The sequence below is a fragment of the Acinetobacter lwoffii genome (assembly GCF_015602705.1).
GTDB lineage: Bacteria > Pseudomonadota > Gammaproteobacteria > Pseudomonadales > Moraxellaceae > Acinetobacter > Acinetobacter lwoffii_E.
On sequence record NZ_CP059081.1, the window covers coordinates 299,511 to 318,416 of the forward strand.

The following is an 18,906-nucleotide window of genomic DNA, read 5'->3' on the forward strand; positions in this document are numbered from 1 at the left end:
GATCAGCGCCTGATCATTCGCTGGTGACACGATTGACTTCCTGTAAAGAAGTCACCCCCTGCATCACCTTGATTAAACCTGACCGGCGTAAATTGTTAAAACCTGCACGTGCGGAAGCATCGGCAATTTCAAGTGCATTGCCGTCTTCCATAATAATTCTGGAAATTTCGGGTGTTACTTTCATGACTTCATAAATACCCACACGACCTTTATAGCCTTCACGACATTCATTGCAACCTACTGGTTCATAGATTTGGAATTCTGGTTGCTGCAGATCAGTTTCGGTAAAGCCCATTTCCAATAAGCTTTGTTTCGGAATATCGGCAGGTTTTTTGCACTGTGAACACAGGCGACGCGCCAACCGTTGTGCAATGACCAGGTTGACTGAAGTGGCAATATTGAAAGAAGGCACCCCCATATTGCGTAAACGGGTCAAAGTCTCAGGCGCACTATTGGTATGTAAGGTCGACATCACCATATGGCCGGTCTGGGCCGCTTTAATCGCAATCTCTGCAGTTTCCAGATCCCGAATCTCACCGACCATCACGATATCCGGATCTTGACGTAAGAAGGACTTCAAGGCAGCAGAGAAGGTCAGGCCGACTTTATTGTTGACGTTGACCTGGTTAATCCCTTGTAGGTTGATCTCGACCGGATCTTCCGCTGTGGAAATATTGGTATCTTCACGGTTTAAAATATTCAGACCGGTATAAAGAGAAACTGTTTTACCGGAACCGGTCGGACCGGTGATCAGCAGCATCCCTTGCGGTTTGTCCAGTGCCTGCATAAACAGTTCTTTTTGTTCCGGTTCATAGCCCAGAGCATCAATCCCCAGCATCGCGCTGGATGGATCCAGAATACGCAGTACCAGCTTCTCGCCAAACAGGGTAGGGAGAGAGTTAACACGGAAATCAATGGCTTTATTCTTAGAAAGTTTTAACTTAATACGACCATCTTGAGGTACACGCTTTTCCGAAATGTCCATTTGCGACATAACCTTAAGACGCGAAGACAGGCGATTTGCCAGCTGTAAGGGCGGGGTTGCAATCTGACGTAGCACCCCATCGACCCGGTAACGTACCCGATAGATTTTTTCATAAGGTTCAAAGTGTAAGTCTGAAGCCCCCATACGGATCGCATCAATCAGCAATTTATTAATATATTTGACAATCGGCGCTTCATCACCTTTATTGCTTTCTTCATCTTCTTTATTCGGATCTGAGGTGTCGACATCAACATCCAGGTCGAAATCTTCATCGAATTCAAAGGTACTTTCTTCGGTAAAATTCTGTTCGATCAGTTTTTCAAGTTTATTGTGTTCAACAATAATGGTTTCAATGTTAAGTTTGGTCGAAAAACGGACTGCATCAATTGCTTCGATATTGGTCGGGTTGCTGGTCGCAACATATAAAATACTGGAATTTTTAAAAATCGGCAGGATGCGATGCTTGGTAATCAGCTTTTCATCAATCGCATCCCGCAAAATTTGGGCAGGATCATAGGCACTGATATCAAACAGCGGTTCGCCAAATTCAACTGAAATCGTTTCAGCAATGACGGTCGGAGAAAGCTGTTGCTGGTTAATCAGCTCCGCGACAATATCGATTTTTTCTTGTTTGGCATGCGCCAACGCACTGCGCATATCTTCAGCCGAGATGACGCCTTCCTCGACCAAACGACGAATAAATCCGGTAAATCTCGGCGACCCCTGTAATGCTGTCATGCTATAAATGCCTATTCATCAAATTCTTTTAATTGCTATACTAAAATTATACGTTTGTTACGTAAAAATACCATAGCCAAGAGTGCTGCTAGCTTCTTCATCTCCAGTAAAAGCATGAACTGGTTGGAAGAAGTCCCCATTTTTTTAAGTGATAACAAAAAATAACCATTTTGGATAGTCTAAACCGAGAATGAGTGATAAGAAAACTATTCTTTTAATTTTCCAATTCCGTGTAGAATGTGCCCAATTCAAAATATGTAAATGAAATAGGTTAATTATGTCGGTTTCGACGATTACCCCTTGGGTGATAGGTAACTGGAAAATGAATCCGGTGCAGGCAGAGGCATTGAGCTTGGTGCGTGGTATTAAGAGTTTACTGGAAACTGCACCGATTGCCGAAGATCAATGTCATTTAGGTGTGGCACCAATTGCGATTGCCTTAAGCCAGATTCAGGCAGAGCTGTCATCTGCGGTTCGTCCGATTTATACCGTAGCACAAGATGTTTCACGTATTTCTGGAACAGGCGCCTACACTGGTGAAGTCAGTGCTGAATTGTTGACCGATAGCCAAATTCACTATGTACTGGTAGGTCATTCTGAGCGCCGTGAAATATTTGCAGAAAAGTCTGATATTTTAAATGCTAAAATCAAGAATGCTTTAAATGCCGGTTTGACGGTAATTTATTGTGTGGGTGAAAGTCTGGAACAACGTGAATCCGGGCAGGCAGAAGCTGTAGTACTGCAACAAATCTGTGATATTGCTGCTGTGGTTGAAGCGGAGCAATGGAAAAATGTCGTGATTGCCTATGAACCGATCTGGGCAATTGGAACCGGTAAAACTGCTTCTCCTGAAGATGCGCAGGCCATGCATGCACAAATCCGTCAAGGTTTAAGCCAGATCACTGGCTATGGCGCGACGATGGCGATTTTATATGGTGGTAGTGTCAAGCCGGAAAATGCAGTAGAGTTAGCAGCCTGCCCAGATATCAATGGGGCATTGGTCGGTGGTGCATCACTCAATGCTGAGTCGTTCCATAAAATTGCTCATGCATTTGCAAATACACAATAATTAGGAGTTCAGCATGCAAACTTTTGTGCTGGTAGTACATATTATCTTAGCTGTTTTGATGATTGTCTTGATTTTGGTTCAGCATGGTAAAGGTGCAGATGCTGGTGCCTCTTTCGGCGGCGGTGGTGCAGCGACAGTATTTGGAGCTTCAGGTTCGGGTAATTTCATGACCCGTTTAACTGCGATTTTTACTGCACTGTTCTTCGTGACCAGTCTGACTTTGGCGATTTTGGCCAAGCAACAAACCTCGAATGCCTATAGTTTGGGATCTGTTCAGTCTGCGCCGACCGTACCTGTGCAATCGAATGAAACTTCACCAACTGCACCAGAAACGACCGAATAGTTTTAATTAATCCTTTCTTTTTTTCAGTGATGCGACTAGAATGCGTCACAGCTGCGGTGGTGGTGGAATTGGTAGACACGCTACCTTGAGGTGGTAGTGCTTTCGGGCGTGGGGGTTCAAGTCCCCCCTTCCGCACCAACTTATAATCCAGAAATTTAAGTTGGTGTATGCAGCTGAAAAACTTCTATTGATGCGGGATGGAGCAGTCTGGTAGCTCGTCGGGCTCATAACCCGAAGGTCGTTGGTTCAAATCCAGCTCCCGCTACCAATCAATCCTTTTTAAAGACGCAAACTTTCAAGAGGCAGCTTAAACCAGTATTAAGCTGAGAAATATAATTTGCATGTTGTTGCGGGATGGAGCAGTCTGGTAGCTCGTCGGGCTCATAACCCGAAGGTCGTTGGTTCAAATCCAGCTCCCGCTACCAATCTTTTAAAGATGCAAACTTTAAAAGCAGTTTAAGTGTTTTAAACTGAACGTTATTTGTACGCTGATGCGGGATGGAGCAGTCTGGTAGCTCGTCGGGCTCATAACCCGAAGGTCGTTGGTTCAAATCCAGCTCCCGCTACCATTTTTTCAGCGACAGATGACAAATATGCAGAATGATGTGGTTTTGATTGAAAAGTTCTCATCTTTTGTATATAATTTTTGCACGTTGATGCGGGATGGAGCAGTCTGGTAGCTCGTCGGGCTCATAACCCGAAGGTCGTTGGTTCAAATCCAGCTCCCGCTACCAAGTTTCTAAAAAGAGGCTCACAACAAGGTGGGCCTTTTTGCACAGTGGGATTTGAAAAAATCTTAAATTGTGCATTAATTGGGGCGATTTACGCCCTTTTTTATTGGCTATCGTGTAGTGTCGACATTATTTGGTCAAATCTCCATGTTTCACTACTACTATAGTTTGTATTGGTTTGTAGTGGTCAAATAGATCATAAAATCGCACCAGATGACGAGAGTAAATGAAGCTATCAAATAAAACTCAAGCACTTCAGGACTTGATTGCACCAGCAGTTGAAGCCTGTAATGTAAACCTTTGGGGGATTGAATTCCTGCCACAGGGTAAATGTTCGTTATTACGTATCTACATCGACAAGCCAGTCGATGAGAGCGTTGCACCAGCAATCAATGAAGATGGTGAAGAAGAGCAGGGGCGTGGTATTGGCGTTCAGGATTGTGTGCGTGTCACGCAGCAAGTGGGCGCAATGCTGGATGTTCATGATCCGATCTCGGGTGAATATTCACTTGAAGTATCTTCGCCAGGCTGGGACCGTCCATTCTTCCAGCTCGAGCAGATGTCAGGCTATATCGGTCATACCGTAGCACTACGTTTGATCAGTGCGGTAGATAACCGTCGTAAATTCCAGGCCAAACTGGTTGCTGTCGATCTTGAAAATGAAATGATTCAGGTTGAAGTAGAAAAGCAACAGGTATTGGAGATCGACAGTCACAATATCGATAAAGCAAATTTGGTCTTCCAAGATTAATTTAATAAATAAAAATTTAACGAATAGGTGACGTATGGCACGTGAAATTCTGACCGTCGTTGAAACGGTTAGTAACGAAAAAGGTGTACCTCGTGAAGCGATCTTTGAAGCGCTTGAGCAAGCTTTAGTTGCTGCGACAAAGAAAAAATTCTACGAAGGAACACATTCGGAAGAAGCACGTTTACGTGTGGAAATTGATCGTAAAACAGGTGACTATCGTACTTTCCGTCAGTGGGAAGTGGTAGCAGACGAAGACCATGAAATGCCAGCTTGTCAGGATGCCATCTCTGATGTCGATCCGGCAAAATGGTCGATTGGGGACATTCGTGAGCTTGAAGTTGAATCGATTGACTTCGGTCGTATTGCAGCGCAAATTGCCAAGCAAGTGATCGTACAGAAGATCCGTGAAGCAGAACGTGCACTTGTAGCCGATGCTTACGAATCTAAAGTCGGCGAGCTGATCTACGGTGAAGTGAAAAAACAAACCAAAGACGGCTTTATCATTGACCTAGGTGACAATGCTGAAGCATATCTTGCTCGTGAAGAAATGATTCCGAAAGAAATCCTTCGTCCGAAGCAACGCGTAAATGCGATTCTGTTCAATGTCAACCGTGAAGGTCGTGGTGCGCAGTTACAACTGTCACGTGCTAAACCGGATATGCTGATTGCATTGATGAAGAAAGAAATTCCTGAGATTTCTGAAGAAATCATTGAAATTAAAGCGGCGGCTCGCCAACCAGGTGTTCGTGCTAAAATTGCAGTGAAAACCAATGACCACCGTATTGACCCGGTGGGTGCTTGTATTGGTATGCGTGGTACTCGTATTCAGGCTGTACAGCAAGAGCTCAATGGCGAGCGTATTGATGTGGTAGTTTGGTCGGATGATCCTGCGCAATATATCGCAAGTGCATTGGAACCAGCAGATGTATCGAGTATTGTCATCGATGAAGATGCACGTACTGCCGACATCATTTTCGCAACCAGCGACCAGTTGGCACGTGCGATTGGTTCACAAGGTCAGAACGTTCGTCTGGCATCTGAATTGACTGGCTACAAGCTGGACATGATGCTGGAAGAGGAATACTACGCCCGTCAACAAAACGAAGCGCAACAATATTTAGACATGTTTGTTACCCGTCTGGATATCGCGGAAGATTTGGCGATGGCATTGGTAGAAATGGGCTTCACCTCGCTTGAAGAAATTGCTTATGTCCCTGCAGAAACGTTTGATGAAATCGAACTGGATGCGGAACTGGTTGAACTACTGCAAAGCCGTGCGAAAGAAATTGCACTTGCTGATGCATTACAACAGCAAGAGAACATACAAGCGCCAAGTGAAGAACTTGTTGCAATGGAAGGCATGACAGTAGAGATCGCACAAGCGCTAGCAGCTCGTGGTGTGGTAACAGTGGATGATTTAGCAGATCAGGCGACTGACGATATCGAAGATATTGAAGGTTTGGGTGCTGAGAAAGCAGGTCAACTCATTATGAAAGCGCGCGAATCATGGTTTAACTAGGAGGTAGTATATGACGGACAAGTCGATTAAAGAGTTAGCCCTCAATGTGGGTCGTCCAGTTGAGAAGCTCCTAGAGCAGGTTCGTGAGGCAGGTTTACCACAGCGTAAAGCTGACGATATTATTACCACCGAACAACAAGACAGCTTGATGAGCCATGTGAAAAAGTCACAGGGTTCAGAAAGCCAAGCAGGGCAAATCACGTTGAAACGTAAAACGACTAGTACGGCTAAAGTAGCCAGTACTTCAGGTAAGGCGAAAACGATTAATGTAGAAGTTCGCAAGAAGCATACATTTGTTAAGCCGGATCCAGAACAGATCAAAGCAGAAGCATTGGCGAAAGCCAAGGCTGAGCAACAGGCCAAAGCTGCGCCTGAACAGAATACAGCGCAAGCTGCTTCTGCTGAAGCTCCAAAAACTGGCGTAAATAACGCGAATAAAGCTTTAGAGGCGATGCGTGCTGCTGCAAAGCAAACCAGCGACAAGCAAGAAGTTTCTAAAGCTGCAGTTGTGGTAAAACGCAAATCAACCAACAAGCCGATTGTGAAGCAAGTTGTTAAACCAACTGAAACCGCTGAACAGAAAAAGGCACGTGAAGCAGAAGCAGCAAAATTAAAAGCTGTTGAAGAAGCGGCACGTCGTAAAGCGGCTGAAGAAGCGCAGCAACGTACGCTTGAACAAATGCGTCAAATGGCGTCCAAGTACACCGCGGAAGATACCACTGCAACGATTCGTGTTGTTGATGATTCTCCTCTGGCTGCCGGCCTTGTTGGTCAGGCATATGAAGACTCTTTTGCCAAAGAAGACCGCGAAATCAAACGTGGTACGAATACGCCGAGCGCGCGTGCACCTAAAAAAGGTGGTCGTCGTGGTCAGGAAGAGCAAAGCTTCAGCAAACAGCCTAAGCGCGGTTTAAAAACTAGCCAGGGCAACAAGCACGGCTTCGAAAAACCTGTGAAAAAACAGGTTTACGATGTTGAAATCGGTGAAACGATTGTCGTTGCTGACTTAGCTGCGAAAATGGCAGTTAAGGTTCGTGAAGTGATTAAATCACTCATGAAAATGGGTGAATTGGTTACTCAGAACCAGGCGATTGATCAAGAAATTGCTGCACTTGTTGTTGAGGAAATGGGCCATAACCCGGTACTGGTTTCTGATACACAAGCTGAAGATAACTTGCTTGAAGCAGCTGAAGAAGCACGTGGTGCGCAATCTACGCGTGCGCCTGTTGTTACCATTATGGGTCACGTTGACCATGGTAAGACATCGCTGCTTGACCGTATTCGTCGTGCCAAAGTGGCTGCTGGGGAAGCGGGCGGTATCACACAGCATATCGGTGCTTACCATGTAACTACTGATAAAGGTATGATTACATTCCTTGATACTCCGGGACACGCAGCATTTACTGCAATGCGTTCACGTGGTGCGAAAGCAACAGATATCGTGGTTCTGGTTGTTGCAGCAGATGATGGTGTAATGCCACAAACTGCAGAAGCAATTGACCATGCACGTGCTGCAGGTACACCAATCATTGTTGCAATCAACAAGATGGATAAAGAATCTGCTGATCCAGATCGCGTATTGAATGAATTGACTGTGAAAGAAATCGTGCCAGAACAATGGGGTGGTGACGTTCCAGTGGCAATGGTTTCTGCACATACTGGTCAAGGTATTGATGAACTTCTTGATATTATTTCGATTCAAGCTGAACTTCTAGAGCTTAAAGCATCGGAAGAAGGCGCTGCACAAGGTGTCGTAATTGAAGCACGTGTAGACAACAGCCGTGGTGCGGTAACGTCTATTCTGGTTCAAAACGGTACATTGAAAGTAGGTGATCTCGTTCTTGCCGGTTCATCTTATGGTCGCGTTCGTGCGATGACGGATGAAAATGGTCAGCGTATCAAATCTGCAGGTCCTTCGATTCCAGTGGAAATTCTGGGTCTTCCAGAAGCACCAATGGCGGGTGACGAAGTTCTTGTGGTGAGTGACGAGAAGAAAGCACGTGAAGTTGCCGATGCGCGTATGGATCGTGAACGTCAAAAACGTCTTGAGCGTCAATCTGCAATGCGTCTTGAAAACATCATGGCGTCTATGGGCAAGAAAGATGTGCCTATCGTAAATGTTGTGTTGAAAACTGACGTACGCGGTACCTTGGAAGCATTACACGTTGCACTTGCTGAGCTTGCGACTGATGAAGTTAAAGTACGTATCATCGGTTCTGGTGTAGGTGCGATCACTGAGTCTGACGTGACACTGGCTGAATCTTCAGAAGCAGTTCTACTCGGCTTTAACGTACGTGCGGACAACGCTGCGCGTCAAAAAGCAGATGCAGACAGTATCGACATTCGTTACTACTCAATCATCTATCAATTGATTGATGATGTGAAAGCAGCAATGAGCGGTAAGCTTGCACCAGAACATCGTGAAACGATTCTGGGTGTTGCACAAGTACGTGAAGTATTCCACTCAAGTAAGTTTGGTGCGGCTGCGGGCTGTATGGTACTTGAAGGCGTATTGCATCGTAACAAACCGATTCGCGTATTACGTGATGACGTGGTTGTGTTCCAGGGCGAGCTTGAATCTCTTCGTCGCTACAAAGAAGTGGTTGAAGAAGTTCGTGCCGGTATGGAATGTGGTCTTGCGGTGAAAGGCTATAAAGACATCAAAGCACTTGATAAGATCGAAGTGTACGATGTTCAATTGATTAAACGGAGTCTTTAATGGCGGGTAGTCAACGTCTGAAGCGTATGGCGGATACAGTACAACGCGAGTTGTCCGAACTGATCCGTCAGGAGCTGAAAGATCCACGCTTAGGTGGTCTGGTGACCATCTCTGCGGTGAAGGTGAGCCCAGACCTGGGATATGCGGAAGTTTATGTCACTGTGATGGGACGTGAACTTGGCGATGAGCAAAGCCAAGAGGCCAATAAAGAAACTCTGGATGTGTTGAACAAAGCATCTGGTTTCCTGCGCCACGAGCTGAGTCGTCGTATCAAAACCCGTATTACGCCTCGTCTACGTTTCCATTACGATAAGACCAATGCATATGGTAACTATATGTTTGGTCTGATCGCTGAAGCAGTGAAGGACTTACCTGAAGCTGAAGCAAAAAAAGATGATGAATAAGTCTTAGGACTAAAAAAGCCACCTTCGGGTGGCTTTTTTTATCTCTCTATTTTGAGATTTGGGAGAACTGGAATCGCTTGCTCAATTAATCTAAATCATCATTGCGATTGATTTTCTTTTCATAAAAGGTACGACGGCGTGAACGCTGCCAAGGCAGGGGGCGTTCTAGCGTTTCCGGCACTTCGCCACTCAAAGAGCGTAACCGCAAATGCAATGCAGCCTGTGCCATCAGATTGGCGGATACCGGCGCAGTAATAAAGGCAAACAGGGTAATCAGCACTTCAGCAAAACCGAAACGGCCATACATGGCAGAGAAAATCATCGCCGCAATTAAAAAACTGCCGAGGCCCAAAGTACTGGATTTGGTCGGTGCATGCAGACGCATGAACAGATCGGGCAAGCGCACCATCCCAATTCCGCCGACCAGCATAAAGAAAGCACCAATCAATAGAAAAATCGACACCAGTATTTCTAAAATTAAAGACATTTAAAAACTCCTAGTCGATGACATGGCCAGTGGTAAAATAACGCGCCAAGGCTGCGGTAGAGACAAAGCCCAGCATCGCGACCAAGAGAGCGCCTTCAAACAGAAAGGTGCTGCTCCAGTAAATGCCTAAAATCACCACCAGGCAGGTGGCATTCAGAAACAGGGTGTCCAGTGCCAACAGGCGGTCAACAATAGAGGGACCGGTAATCAGACGGATCAGACACAGTAACATGGAGATGGTGACCGCACCCAGACAAATCAATAATGCATAAGGTAGAATCGTCATGCTTTTTCTCCTGATCGTGCATTAAAAATCTCAATGAGCGGGCGTTCATAGCGCTGCTTAATTAGCTCGATTTCGGCCGCTTCATCATCTGTGCTTAAGGCATGCACCAGAATATCACCACGATCCTGGTCAATCCCTGCAGATACCGTGCCCGGTGTGGTGGTAATAATCATCGCCAGCAAGGTGTTGACTTCTTCATGTTCGGTGTCTAAAGGCACTCGGAACCATTTTGGATGTAGATTCTTCGTCGATCCTAGCACCAGTTTTGCGACTTTGATATTGGCTACTACAATATCCCAAACTACGACAAAGAACAGGTGCAGGGCAGGAGTCCACTGGATATTGGGGGTATAGTCAATAAAGGGTTCGACCATACGTGGAATGATCATCGCGAGTAGCAAGGCCATCAGCAGGGTTCCAGCGTCCAGGCTGTGTGCCAGTAAAACCCAGCTCAGTCCCACAATCACAGAAACCAGCGGATGCGGGAACCAGCGTTGAAATAATGATTCAGCCATTAAGGTCCCTCCGCCGGTTTAAGTTGATTATCATCATATTCGGTCTGTTCAATGTGCTGCTGGTCAATCTGGCGTTGCTTGAATTCAGAAATATTTTCACCCTTCAAGGTCGCTTCTGAAATCACATAAGGAATCAGATGCGCATTGGGATCTATCACCTCACCACCATATTTGGTTTCTGGCAAATACTTCGGATCAAATGGCTGGACGCTAATAAACTGACCTTCTGCATCCGGTTTTAACAGCGCGGCTTCATAGACCGAATTGTTTTTGATCTGTTCCGCAGTCTGATAATTATATTGATAAATCGGTCCGGCAAACATCACGTAGGCGGTTAAGCCTGCCAGCAATATATAAATCACCCGGTCATTACGTGCCGGCGCCTTACTCGGCAGGGCTTCATATTTATGAAACTCTTCAGAATCAAGATCATCTTCAGGTCTGGTCGAACGCCAGAACAGGATAAAACCGACCCGGGTAAAGGCCAGAATACTGAGGAAACTTACCAGTAAAATGGTCAGAATAATGATCATCTGATAGTCTGAATGGGCAGAAGCCTGCAAAATAAAGACTTTACCGAAGAATCCACTAAACGGTGGTAGGCCGGCCATCATCAAGGCGATGATGAAATAGACAATCGAAACCAGCTTATTCTGTTTCATCAGTGGAGCGATTTTAAAATGATCTTTAAATTCACCGCGCTGTGAGGTAATCCAGCCCGACAGAATATAAAATGCGGCCGCAATCAGGGTACTGTGTACCAGATAATACAGCGCACCCGCCCAAGCCGCAGTATTATTCAGGCCAATGGCCACCAGAATCGTTCCGACTGAAGACAGTACCATAAAACCGACAAAACGGCGCAGACGTTCGGTACCAATCGCACAAATCACACCATAGACAGATGTGACCAGACCAATCACCAGCAGGCAGTTCATCAGAATCTGATGGCTATATTCATCGTCAAAAACCGTGCCGTTGATACGCAAAATTGCATAAATCCCTACTTTAGTCATGATAGTAAAGAGCGCTGCAACAGGAGTCGTGGCTACCGCATAGGTTTTGGGTAACCAGAAACCCACCGGCAGCATTGCCGCTTTAATCCCAAAGACCACGAATAGCATCAAGCCACCGGCAACAGCCAGTTTGTGCTGATCTTCTGCAAGCGTTGGCATCAATCGGGCCACATCGGCCATATTCAGGCTGCCGACACTGCCATAAATCATCCCAAGTCCAATCAGGAACAGTGCAGACGCCAGCAGGTTGATGGTGACGTAATGAATCCCTAGCTGAAAACGTGCCTTACCTTGTCCATGCAACAGCAGTACATAGGACGCCATCAGCAAAATTTCAAAGAATACGAACAGGTTAAACAAATCGCCGGTCAGGAATGCACCAGTCAGACCCATCAGCAGGAAATGCACCATGGCATGGAAATAACGGCCGCGTAAATCCCATTCTTTACTGGCATACCAGACTACAGGCAAGGCGAGCGCATAGGTCAATACCAGCATCATGGCCGAGAGCTGATCCAGCACCAGCACGATTCCAAATGGTGCTGCCCATTCGCTGAGGGTGTATACGCTGATTTGGCCCTCGCTGCTGTTTATCAGATAGCTAACGGCAATGATCAGGCCCAAGATTCCCGAGAGATGGCTGATACCGCGACGCCAGGGTTGACGCCAGTCCGTGATCAGAGAGCCTGCACCCGGATTGCCTAAAAGTACCAAGGCAAAAGCGGTAAAGGCCGGCAAAAGAATACTGAAAATAGGAGTATGTTGAGTCCAGAAATTGAGAAGATCAGTCATTAAGGCTCATCCTCACGTGGATCAATCTGGGGAATATCTTCTTTTGAGTCAACGTGGTCTGTTCCTGATTCGTAGCGGCTACGCAGTGCCAGTTGGACAATAAAGGCAGTGGTGGCAAAGCCAATCACGATAGCCGTCAGCACCAGTGCCTGAGGTAGAGGGTCAGTCACATTCGCGGCTTCGGTTAATACTGCAGGCGAATTCATCTGAATCCGGCCCATGGCAAATAAAAACAGGTTGACCGCATAACCAATCATGGCCAAGCCCAATACCACCGGGAAGGTACGGGCCCGCAGGATCAGATAAATACCTGTGGCTGTCAGCAGGCCAATCGCGGAGGCTAATAAAAATTCTAAACTGATCATTCTATTATCCTCTTGGTACAGGGCCAGTCATGCTGGAGTGACGTGAATCGCCCAAGACCGAAATCATCAGCATGGTGGCACCGACGACAGTGACATAGACGCCGACATCAAACAGTGCAGCCGAAGCCAGATGCATTTCTCCAATAATGGGCGGAGAGACATAAATATGTGCACTGGTCAGGAATGGACGTGACCAGAACCAGGCCGCGACACCGGTCAAACCGGCAATGGTTAAGCCGATCCCGATCCAGATTTCATACAGGCGACCGGATTTGGCGCCCAGCAACTGTTCGGTTTTGTCCTGTCCCACTGCGATATATTGAATAATGAGTGCCAGAGAAGTCACCAGTCCGGCAATGAATCCACCGCCCGGCAGGTTATGGCCACGCATGAAGATATACAGGCTGACTACCAGCGCGACCGGCAAAATCCAGGAAGCGGTAATACGTAACATCAGCGGGGAAGGATTAAAACGATAGGTCAGGCCCTGGGTCATGGTGGTGCCATGCGCACGCATGCCATCCATCAGGCTGAGTACACCAATCGCGGCAATGCCGAGTACGGTAATTTCGCCAAAGGTATCGAAACCACGGAAATCGACCAGAATTACATTCACCACATTGGTTCCGCCGCCCAGAGGAATGGACTGTTGCAGGAAGAACCATGAAATGGAATTGTGATCACGGGTCATGATCAGCCAGGCAATTGCAGCAATCCCGAGACCGCCGCCCAAGGCAATAATAGCATCGCGCCAGCGACGGGTCGGGCTCGATTCATACGGAGTTAATTGGGGCAGTAAAGATAAACTCATCAGTAGTAGAACAGTGGTGACCACATCGACCGTAATCTGGGTCAATGCCAGATCGGGCGCCGAGAAGCCGATAAAGACCATGGTGACGACTAAACCCACTGCACCGCTAATCAGTACCGCTTTAATCCGCTCATGATGGAACCACAGCAGCATCCAGCAGGCGGAGAACAGCAGTAACCACAGGATAATCGCCAAGGCAGGAGCATGGGTCAGCTCGCGCGTACCCGTACCCACCGCATTGCTGAGTAATGGGAATCCCACCAGTCCAACGGTAAAAATCACAATCCACAATAAATAGCTTTGTAATTTGCCATTTTCAGTGGCACGGCGGAAACGGCGTGAATTCAGCAGCAAATTTTTCAAAAATAGATCGAACAGCACCCGGCCCTGTAAGCGGCCCAGTTTTGGATCCAAGTCGATTTCACGTAAGGCGCCACCTTTGGCGAGAGAAAAGTAAAAGATTATTCCGCCGAGCAGAGCAATCACACTCATCAGCAGGGGCAGGTTGAAACCATGCCAAAGCGCCAGATGAGTACCTTCAAAATCAAAATTTTGGGTCGTCGCTTGAGTGGTGCTATTGACAATTTTTTCCACCAGAAGAGCGGGCAATAGACCGACTAAAATACATAAAATTGCTAACAAAGTGGCCGGTGCGCGCATACCAAACGCAGGTTCATGTGCATCTTTATTCGGGACCTGCTTGCCTAACGGACCATCGAAAAAGACCCCATGCACCAGTCGAATGGAATAAGCCACCGCAAAAATCCCGGCCAATGTTGCGAAAATAGCGGAGCCGACCATAAGTGGACCACTCAAGCTGGCGACCAGTTCGGTAAAGAACATTTCTTTGGACAGGAAACCATTGGTCAACGGTACACCCGCCATGGATGCTGCCGTGATCATGGTCAGTGTTGCGGTAAATGGCAGTAATTGCCATAGGCCAGACAGTTTACGTAAGTCACGAGTCCCGGATTCATGATCGATGATTCCGGCAATCATAAACAGTGCTGCTTTAAAGGTGGCATGGTTAATAATATGGAAAATCGCTGCTGCAACAGCCAATGGTGAACCAATCCCGAGCAGACACATGATCAGACCTAAATGGCTGATAGTTGAATAGGCGAGCAAGCCTTTCAGGTCTTCCTTAAAAATGGCAAAGAAGGCGGCCATGCACAGGGTAAACAGACCGACAAAGGTCACAATATTATGAAACAGTGCAGCACCGGCAAAGATCGGGAGCAAACGTGCTACCAGGAATAAACCGGCTTTGACCATGGTGGCCGAGTGCAAATAGGCAGAGACCGGTGTCGGTGCAGCCATGGCATTCGGTAACCAGAAGTGAAACGGGAACTGCGCACTTTTGGTAAAGGCGCCGAGTAAAATCAGCAACAAGGTTGGAACAAATAAATGATGGGACTGAATCTGTTCAGTCATCATCAGGATTTGATCAAGCTGATAGGTGCCGGTAATTTGACCGAGCAGGACAAAACCGCCCAGCATCGCCAGACCACCCATTCCGGTAATGGTCAGGGCCATACGTGAGCCACGTTGTGCCGCTTCGTAATTGCTCCAGTAACCTACCAGTAAGAAGGAGGAAATACTGGTTAGTTCCCAGAAAACCAATAAGATAATCAGGTTATTCGACAATGAAATTCCGAGCATCGCCGCCATAAACAGCATCAGCAGGAGATACAGTTTGCTCAGTGAATTTTTTGGATTAAGGTAATAATAGGCATAAATATAAATCAGGGTACCAATTCCGCTGATCAGCAAGGCAAACAGCAGTCCCAGAGAATCCAGGCGAAAACTGAAATCGATGCCGAGCTGGGGCAGCCAGGACCAGGTCTGGGTCATCACTGCGCCGTCAAATATGGCAGGCGCCTGACTCAATAATAATAAGAAACTGCTGAGGCTGACACCAATTGCCCCTAAAGCCGTTACCCCGCGCGAAAATTGTTTCAGCCACGAGACAAGGGTTGTGCCTAATACTAACGGTAACAATATAATAATCGGCAGCACACTCGTATCCATTGTCATGATTTAGGTTTTGACCAACCTAAGGTGAATCTTTATCTTTCAAGGACTACAGGACCACAAGGAGCGACCCAAACTTCTCAATCTTGAAAGCCAAAAGAATATAAAACAGTTGTATTGCGCAACTTATAAACGATAGCAAATTCCGATTTTACAATGAAATTCGCAAATAAAACCGATCATATTACAGGATAACAACAACATCAACGTTTTTATGTAGAACTTATAAATTATACGCCGGCTCGGTTTTAACAGGCGCTGCATGCTTAAACAGATCATCTAGAAGTGACCGAAAATTAAGATTAAATTGCAGGCATTGATTGTAAATTTGACTCAAAACAGTTCAATCCTAGCAAAACAGAATGCTGAAAAAGGCTTCCTTGTTTACTCAAACAATCGCGCTTATTTTTTTGAATCTGTTTAGAGCGACTGAGGTAGCGTCGGATGATACTCCTGAGTCAGTAGGGCTAGCAGTTCCTGCTGTTGTTCCGGATTTAACTGTTGCTGAATCATTTGCAATACTGCAAGCGGTGTGACGGGTTCGGTGACCGTTTCCAGTAAAGTATCTTCGGGCGAGATATCTTTATTTCGCTGCAATTCCAGCTCTGCGTAGATCTGATCAAACTGGGTTTTCATACTTTCAAGGTGAATGGGGTGCAGCTGTTTATTTTCCAGTTTCAGACATTGAAAAGCGTGTGCCTGTTCCAGTAATTCAGGCCGGTTGCCGGTCGCAATGATTTGCAAGTTAGGAAAAGCCTGATGCAGGCGTGATAGGATCACTGCTGCCATCTCCTGATCCAGTTGATGATCAATTGCATCAATCAGTAAAATACCTGTACCTTCCTGACAAGGGAATAAACTGTTGGGATTCAACAGACAAAGACGCCGCACAATATCGCCCACCAGCGCAATCCAGTTGCGGATACTGTTAGGCAGTTGCTGGAAAGTGAAGGTTTGTTGCTGATAGGTCACCATCAGTTGCAGCTTGGGCTGGTATTTTAAATATATCTGGCTGACTTCTGGCATGATCAGCGATAGGGCCTGTTTTAAAGCGGTGAGATTTGGTGCATGCAGATGTGCCTGGGCTTTCTCGATCTGCCGGGCCAGTTCATTTCCTCGAATGTTCTCAGGCTGCTGCAAGGCACGCGCCAAAATCTGATCCATAATCTTGGCACTTTGCGCATTTTCAATATCACTGATTTCACGAAACCATTCAAAAAAACGGGCAAAAGTGGTGAAAGGAATCGCAGCTATTTCATAAGCATGTGCGGACTGGAGAATGGCCGGGTTATTTTTGTTGAGCAGATTGACTTCATTGGTAAAACGTTCAGCAGGATAATAGGCAATCAGGGGCAAGCCGAGCAGGGGATCGTGCAAGCGGGCTTTCTGATACAAGCTGAGCACACTTTCAAGCTGTGAGGTTTCTGCTTTGCTAAAACCCAGCCCCTGACTGTTTAAAGTCTTGTAGATTTGCCATGAACAGCTTTGTAGGTTCGCAGGCTCAGACTGACTGGATTCTGGCAAGCTGCCCATCTCTTCAGGAAAACCAATCTGGATATCGATTTTGGATTGCAGCCGGTTTTGCATGATGTCCTGATCTTGCATCACCAGACCCGCAGCACGGCTATCACGATAACGGGCTGCAAACCAGGTCAATGCCTGATAGCTAAAACGTAAAAGCGTAGTTTTGCCAGTTCCCTGATTGCCCAGAATCAAGGTAACCGGGCATTGCGGATAATTAAACTGAAGCTGAATGTCGGAAAAATGCAGGCTATGTTTGAGTTGAAGCGCTTCGATGTGCATAGGTCACCTGTACCATGATTTTACATCCATGCCTTAACCGACGGCTTGACGAAGCGACTGCGGCATCTTGATCTTCAGTTGTTGAATCAGGTCATAAATGTGATGAATATTTAAGCTTACTTTAGCACGTGTACAGGCCACGTAAAGTAAACGTAGCTCCTCATCACTAATTTTATGGTCTTTCTCATTCAGCTTGAACTGATAGTCATCTTCAATATGCACCCGTTCCCACTCTAGACCTTTGGCCTTGTGTGCGGTAGAAATAATATAGTCCGCCTGGCCAATCGGAGTGATTTTGGCCAGCGCTTTTTTCAGCGGATCGGTGCCATGCTCATCGACCAGCTTCACGAGAGGCTTGATGTCACTGCCTTCATTGGTCTCACAGTATTCATGCACATCATGCCAGGAATTAAACCAGGCCAGTTCCGGTACATCGACCACACGTTTGCCCTGTTTCAGCATGGCTGCCGCATCAACAAAACGATTCAGTTTGACATGATCGGCTTGCAGGCTGACTTTGTCGCCACGCACCAGACCGGCAAGTAACAGTTCCATGGCGCGGGCATTGGTGCGGCACAGAATCGCATCGCGCATTTTGGTATGCGGTTTATTGACCACTTTAGAATCTAGCAGCGGATTACCAAGTAAAGGCACGGTTTCATTCAGTGCACCCAGAATCGCATTGGCATTCAGGGCAATTTCAGGACCAAAACGGAATGAGGTGGTCAGGCGTGATTCAGGCAAAGGTAGTTGCTGCATGGCATTGACCGCACCACGCCAAGCATAAATCTGCTGATGCGCATCACCGACATAAATCACCTGGGTACTGCGCTGTTTCAGTAAAATTCCCAGCATCAGCGGATCGGCATCTTGGGCTTCATCGAACAGCACATAATCGGCCGGAATATTCGGCTCGGACAGCGCCCAGAGTTTCAGGTAAATATCATGTCCGATCCCGGCCTGATGATTGGGATCAATTGACTCTAACCAGCGCCGTTCTACCGCCGGATAGAGTTTCTTCTGCAAAGTCTCGATATCATCCGGATGCAACCAGCTTGGCGCCTGAATATGCCGCGGGGCAGGATATTGCGAACTGGTGGAACAGAAATAGCCGACCGCATTGGCGACCAGACTGGCCAGTCGCGAAGGCATCAGTACATATTTTTCATAACGCCCACCCATCATACGGCGCATGGTCATCGGTTCCAGACGGTATTCTTTGGCAATAAAGCTTGGGCTTAAACGGGGCAGACGCAGCTTGTCGGTGATTCCACGTGGAACACTGCGAAATGCCAGCGAGTGAAAAGTGCGGCAATCCACGCCACGATGAAATTTGGCTTGCGCTTCACTGGCAATGGCTTTGTTGAAAGCCAGATACATGCCACGCCGTTCAGGCATGGCATCACTGATCATTTGTAGTGTGGTGGTTTTACCTGTGCCGGCATAGGCAATCACTTTAAAGGAATTACCCAGACGGGCATTATCGATGGCAGTGGCCTGCTCATAAGTGGCCTTGGGTTTTTGCAGATCAGACACAG

15 protein-coding genes and 5 tRNA genes are annotated in these 18,906 nt (G+C 46.8%); 11 read left to right on the plus strand and 9 right to left on the minus strand.

Features of this window, described 5'->3' with window-relative positions:
• Positions 1-13 precede the first annotated feature (13 nt).
• Positions 14-1,723, minus strand: coding sequence for a type IV-A pilus assembly ATPase PilB (gene pilB / locus H0S56_RS01330; RefSeq protein WP_195725487.1), 1,710 nt, complete (start codon positions 1,721-1,723; stop codon positions 14-16).
• A 277-nt stretch (positions 1,724-2,000) separates the two neighbouring features.
• On the opposite strand from pilB, the gene tpiA reads away from it, so the two are divergent.
• From tpiA to H0S56_RS01385, 11 genes are all read left to right on the plus strand, one after another.
• Positions 2,001-2,792 carry a triose-phosphate isomerase gene (tpiA, locus tag H0S56_RS01335; RefSeq protein ID WP_195725488.1) on the plus strand — a complete coding sequence of 264 codons (792 nt, stop codon included), beginning with the start codon at positions 2,001-2,003 and terminating at the stop codon, positions 2,790-2,792.
• 13 nt (positions 2,793-2,805) lie between these two features.
• A complete protein-coding gene (gene secG, locus H0S56_RS01340) occupies positions 2,806-3,135 on the plus strand; it encodes a preprotein translocase subunit SecG (RefSeq protein WP_005248398.1) in 330 nt (109 codons plus the stop codon).
• 53 nt (positions 3,136-3,188) lie between these two features.
• Positions 3,189-3,273, plus strand: a tRNA-Leu gene (locus H0S56_RS01345).
• Positions 3,274-3,326: 53 nt separating this feature from the next.
• Positions 3,327-3,403 (plus strand) — tRNA-Met (locus tag H0S56_RS01350).
• An 80-nt stretch (positions 3,404-3,483) separates the two neighbouring features.
• Positions 3,484-3,560: transfer RNA gene (locus H0S56_RS01355), tRNA-Met, on the plus strand.
• 67 nt (positions 3,561-3,627) lie between these two features.
• Positions 3,628-3,704 (plus strand) — tRNA-Met (locus tag H0S56_RS01360).
• Positions 3,705-3,792: 88 nt separating this feature from the next.
• Positions 3,793-3,869: transfer RNA gene (locus H0S56_RS01365), tRNA-Met, on the plus strand.
• A 223-nt stretch (positions 3,870-4,092) separates the two neighbouring features.
• The gene (rimP, locus tag H0S56_RS01370) at positions 4,093-4,617 is read left to right on the plus strand and encodes a ribosome maturation factor RimP (protein ID WP_004281103.1); all 525 of its coding nucleotides are present in this window, start codon (positions 4,093-4,095) and stop codon (positions 4,615-4,617) included.
• Between the two features lie 34 nt (positions 4,618-4,651).
• Complete coding sequence (gene nusA / locus H0S56_RS01375; protein ID WP_004281105.1) at positions 4,652-6,136, plus strand: transcription termination factor NusA; 1,485 nt, start codon at positions 4,652-4,654, stop codon at positions 6,134-6,136.
• 10 nt (positions 6,137-6,146) lie between these two features.
• Positions 6,147-8,855, plus strand: coding sequence for a translation initiation factor IF-2 (gene infB, locus H0S56_RS01380; RefSeq protein ID WP_114541781.1), 2,709 nt, complete (start codon positions 6,147-6,149; stop codon positions 8,853-8,855).
• The gene (locus H0S56_RS01385) at positions 8,855-9,259 is read left to right on the plus strand and encodes a ribosome-binding factor A (protein WP_004281108.1); all 405 of its coding nucleotides are present in this window, start codon (positions 8,855-8,857) and stop codon (positions 9,257-9,259) included. The genes infB and H0S56_RS01385 overlap by 1 nt, the downstream gene beginning before the upstream one ends.
• A gap of 85 nt (positions 9,260-9,344) precedes the next feature.
• Here H0S56_RS01385 and H0S56_RS01390 read toward each other — a convergent pair whose 3' ends face one another.
• From H0S56_RS01390 to H0S56_RS01425, 8 genes are all read right to left on the minus strand, one after another.
• Positions 9,345-9,746: a Na+/H+ antiporter subunit G gene (locus H0S56_RS01390; RefSeq protein ID WP_005108489.1), complete on the minus strand. Its 402-nt coding sequence runs from the start codon at positions 9,744-9,746 to the stop codon at positions 9,345-9,347.
• Between the two features lie 10 nt (positions 9,747-9,756).
• Positions 9,757-10,032, minus strand: a complete 276-nt coding sequence (locus H0S56_RS01395; RefSeq protein ID WP_005108490.1) for a monovalent cation/H+ antiporter subunit F — start codon at positions 10,030-10,032, stop codon at positions 9,757-9,759.
• Positions 10,029-10,547: a Na+/H+ antiporter subunit E gene (locus H0S56_RS01400; RefSeq protein ID WP_195725489.1), complete on the minus strand. Its 519-nt coding sequence runs from the start codon at positions 10,545-10,547 to the stop codon at positions 10,029-10,031. Before H0S56_RS01400 ends, H0S56_RS01395 begins: the two co-directional genes overlap by 4 nt.
• A complete protein-coding gene (locus H0S56_RS01405) occupies positions 10,547-12,355 on the minus strand; it encodes a monovalent cation/H+ antiporter subunit D (protein ID WP_195725490.1) in 1,809 nt (602 codons plus the stop codon). Before H0S56_RS01405 ends, H0S56_RS01400 begins: the two co-directional genes overlap by 1 nt.
• Positions 12,355-12,720: a Na+/H+ antiporter subunit C gene (locus tag H0S56_RS01410; protein WP_114541783.1), complete on the minus strand. Its 366-nt coding sequence runs from the start codon at positions 12,718-12,720 to the stop codon at positions 12,355-12,357. The genes H0S56_RS01405 and H0S56_RS01410 overlap by 1 nt, the downstream gene beginning before the upstream one ends.
• Before the next feature lie 4 nt (positions 12,721-12,724).
• Positions 12,725-15,562: a monovalent cation/H+ antiporter subunit A gene (locus H0S56_RS01415; RefSeq protein ID WP_195726025.1), complete on the minus strand. Its 2,838-nt coding sequence runs from the start codon at positions 15,560-15,562 to the stop codon at positions 12,725-12,727.
• 423 nt (positions 15,563-15,985) lie between these two features.
• Positions 15,986-17,368, minus strand: a complete 1,383-nt coding sequence (locus H0S56_RS01420) for an ATP-binding protein (protein WP_195725491.1) — start codon at positions 17,366-17,368, stop codon at positions 15,986-15,988.
• 33 nt (positions 17,369-17,401) lie between these two features.
• Entirely contained in the window at positions 17,402-18,904 is a 1,503-nt protein-coding gene (locus H0S56_RS01425; protein WP_195726026.1) for a UvrD-helicase domain-containing protein, read from the minus strand.
• Between the last annotated feature and the right edge of the window lie 2 nt (positions 18,905-18,906).

Coding starts and splice junctions, on each gene's coding strand:
- H0S56_RS01400 (WP_195725489.1), bottom strand. CDS start 10,547: ATGGCTGAATCATTATTTCAACGCTGGTTCCCGCATCCGCTGGTTTCT.
- H0S56_RS01395 (WP_005108490.1), bottom strand. CDS start 10,032: ATGACGATTCTACCTTATGCATTATTGATTTGTCTGGGTGCGGTCACC.
- nusA (WP_004281105.1), top strand. CDS start 4,652: ATGGCACGTGAAATTCTGACCGTCGTTGAAACGGTTAGTAACGAAAAA.
- H0S56_RS01405 (WP_195725490.1), bottom strand. CDS start 12,355: ATGACTGATCTTCTCAATTTCTGGACTCAACATACTCCTATTTTCAGT.
- H0S56_RS01415 (WP_195726025.1), bottom strand. CDS start 15,562: ATGGATACGAGTGTGCTGCCGATTATTATATTGTTACCGTTAGTATTA.
- pilB (WP_195725487.1), bottom strand. CDS start 1,723: ATGACAGCATTACAGGGGTCGCCGAGATTTACCGGATTTATTCGTCGT.
- infB (WP_114541781.1), top strand. CDS start 6,147: ATGACGGACAAGTCGATTAAAGAGTTAGCCCTCAATGTGGGTCGTCCA.
- rimP (WP_004281103.1), top strand. CDS start 4,093: ATGAAGCTATCAAATAAAACTCAAGCACTTCAGGACTTGATTGCACCA.
- H0S56_RS01410 (WP_114541783.1), bottom strand. CDS start 12,720: ATGATCAGTTTAGAATTTTTATTAGCCTCCGCGATTGGCCTGCTGACA.
- H0S56_RS01420 (WP_195725491.1), bottom strand. CDS start 17,368: ATGCACATCGAAGCGCTTCAACTCAAACATAGCCTGCATTTTTCCGAC.
- H0S56_RS01385 (WP_004281108.1), top strand. CDS start 8,855: ATGGCGGGTAGTCAACGTCTGAAGCGTATGGCGGATACAGTACAACGC.
- secG (WP_005248398.1), top strand. CDS start 2,806: ATGCAAACTTTTGTGCTGGTAGTACATATTATCTTAGCTGTTTTGATG.
- tpiA (WP_195725488.1), top strand. CDS start 2,001: ATGTCGGTTTCGACGATTACCCCTTGGGTGATAGGTAACTGGAAAATG.
- H0S56_RS01390 (WP_005108489.1), bottom strand. CDS start 9,746: ATGTCTTTAATTTTAGAAATACTGGTGTCGATTTTTCTATTGATTGGT.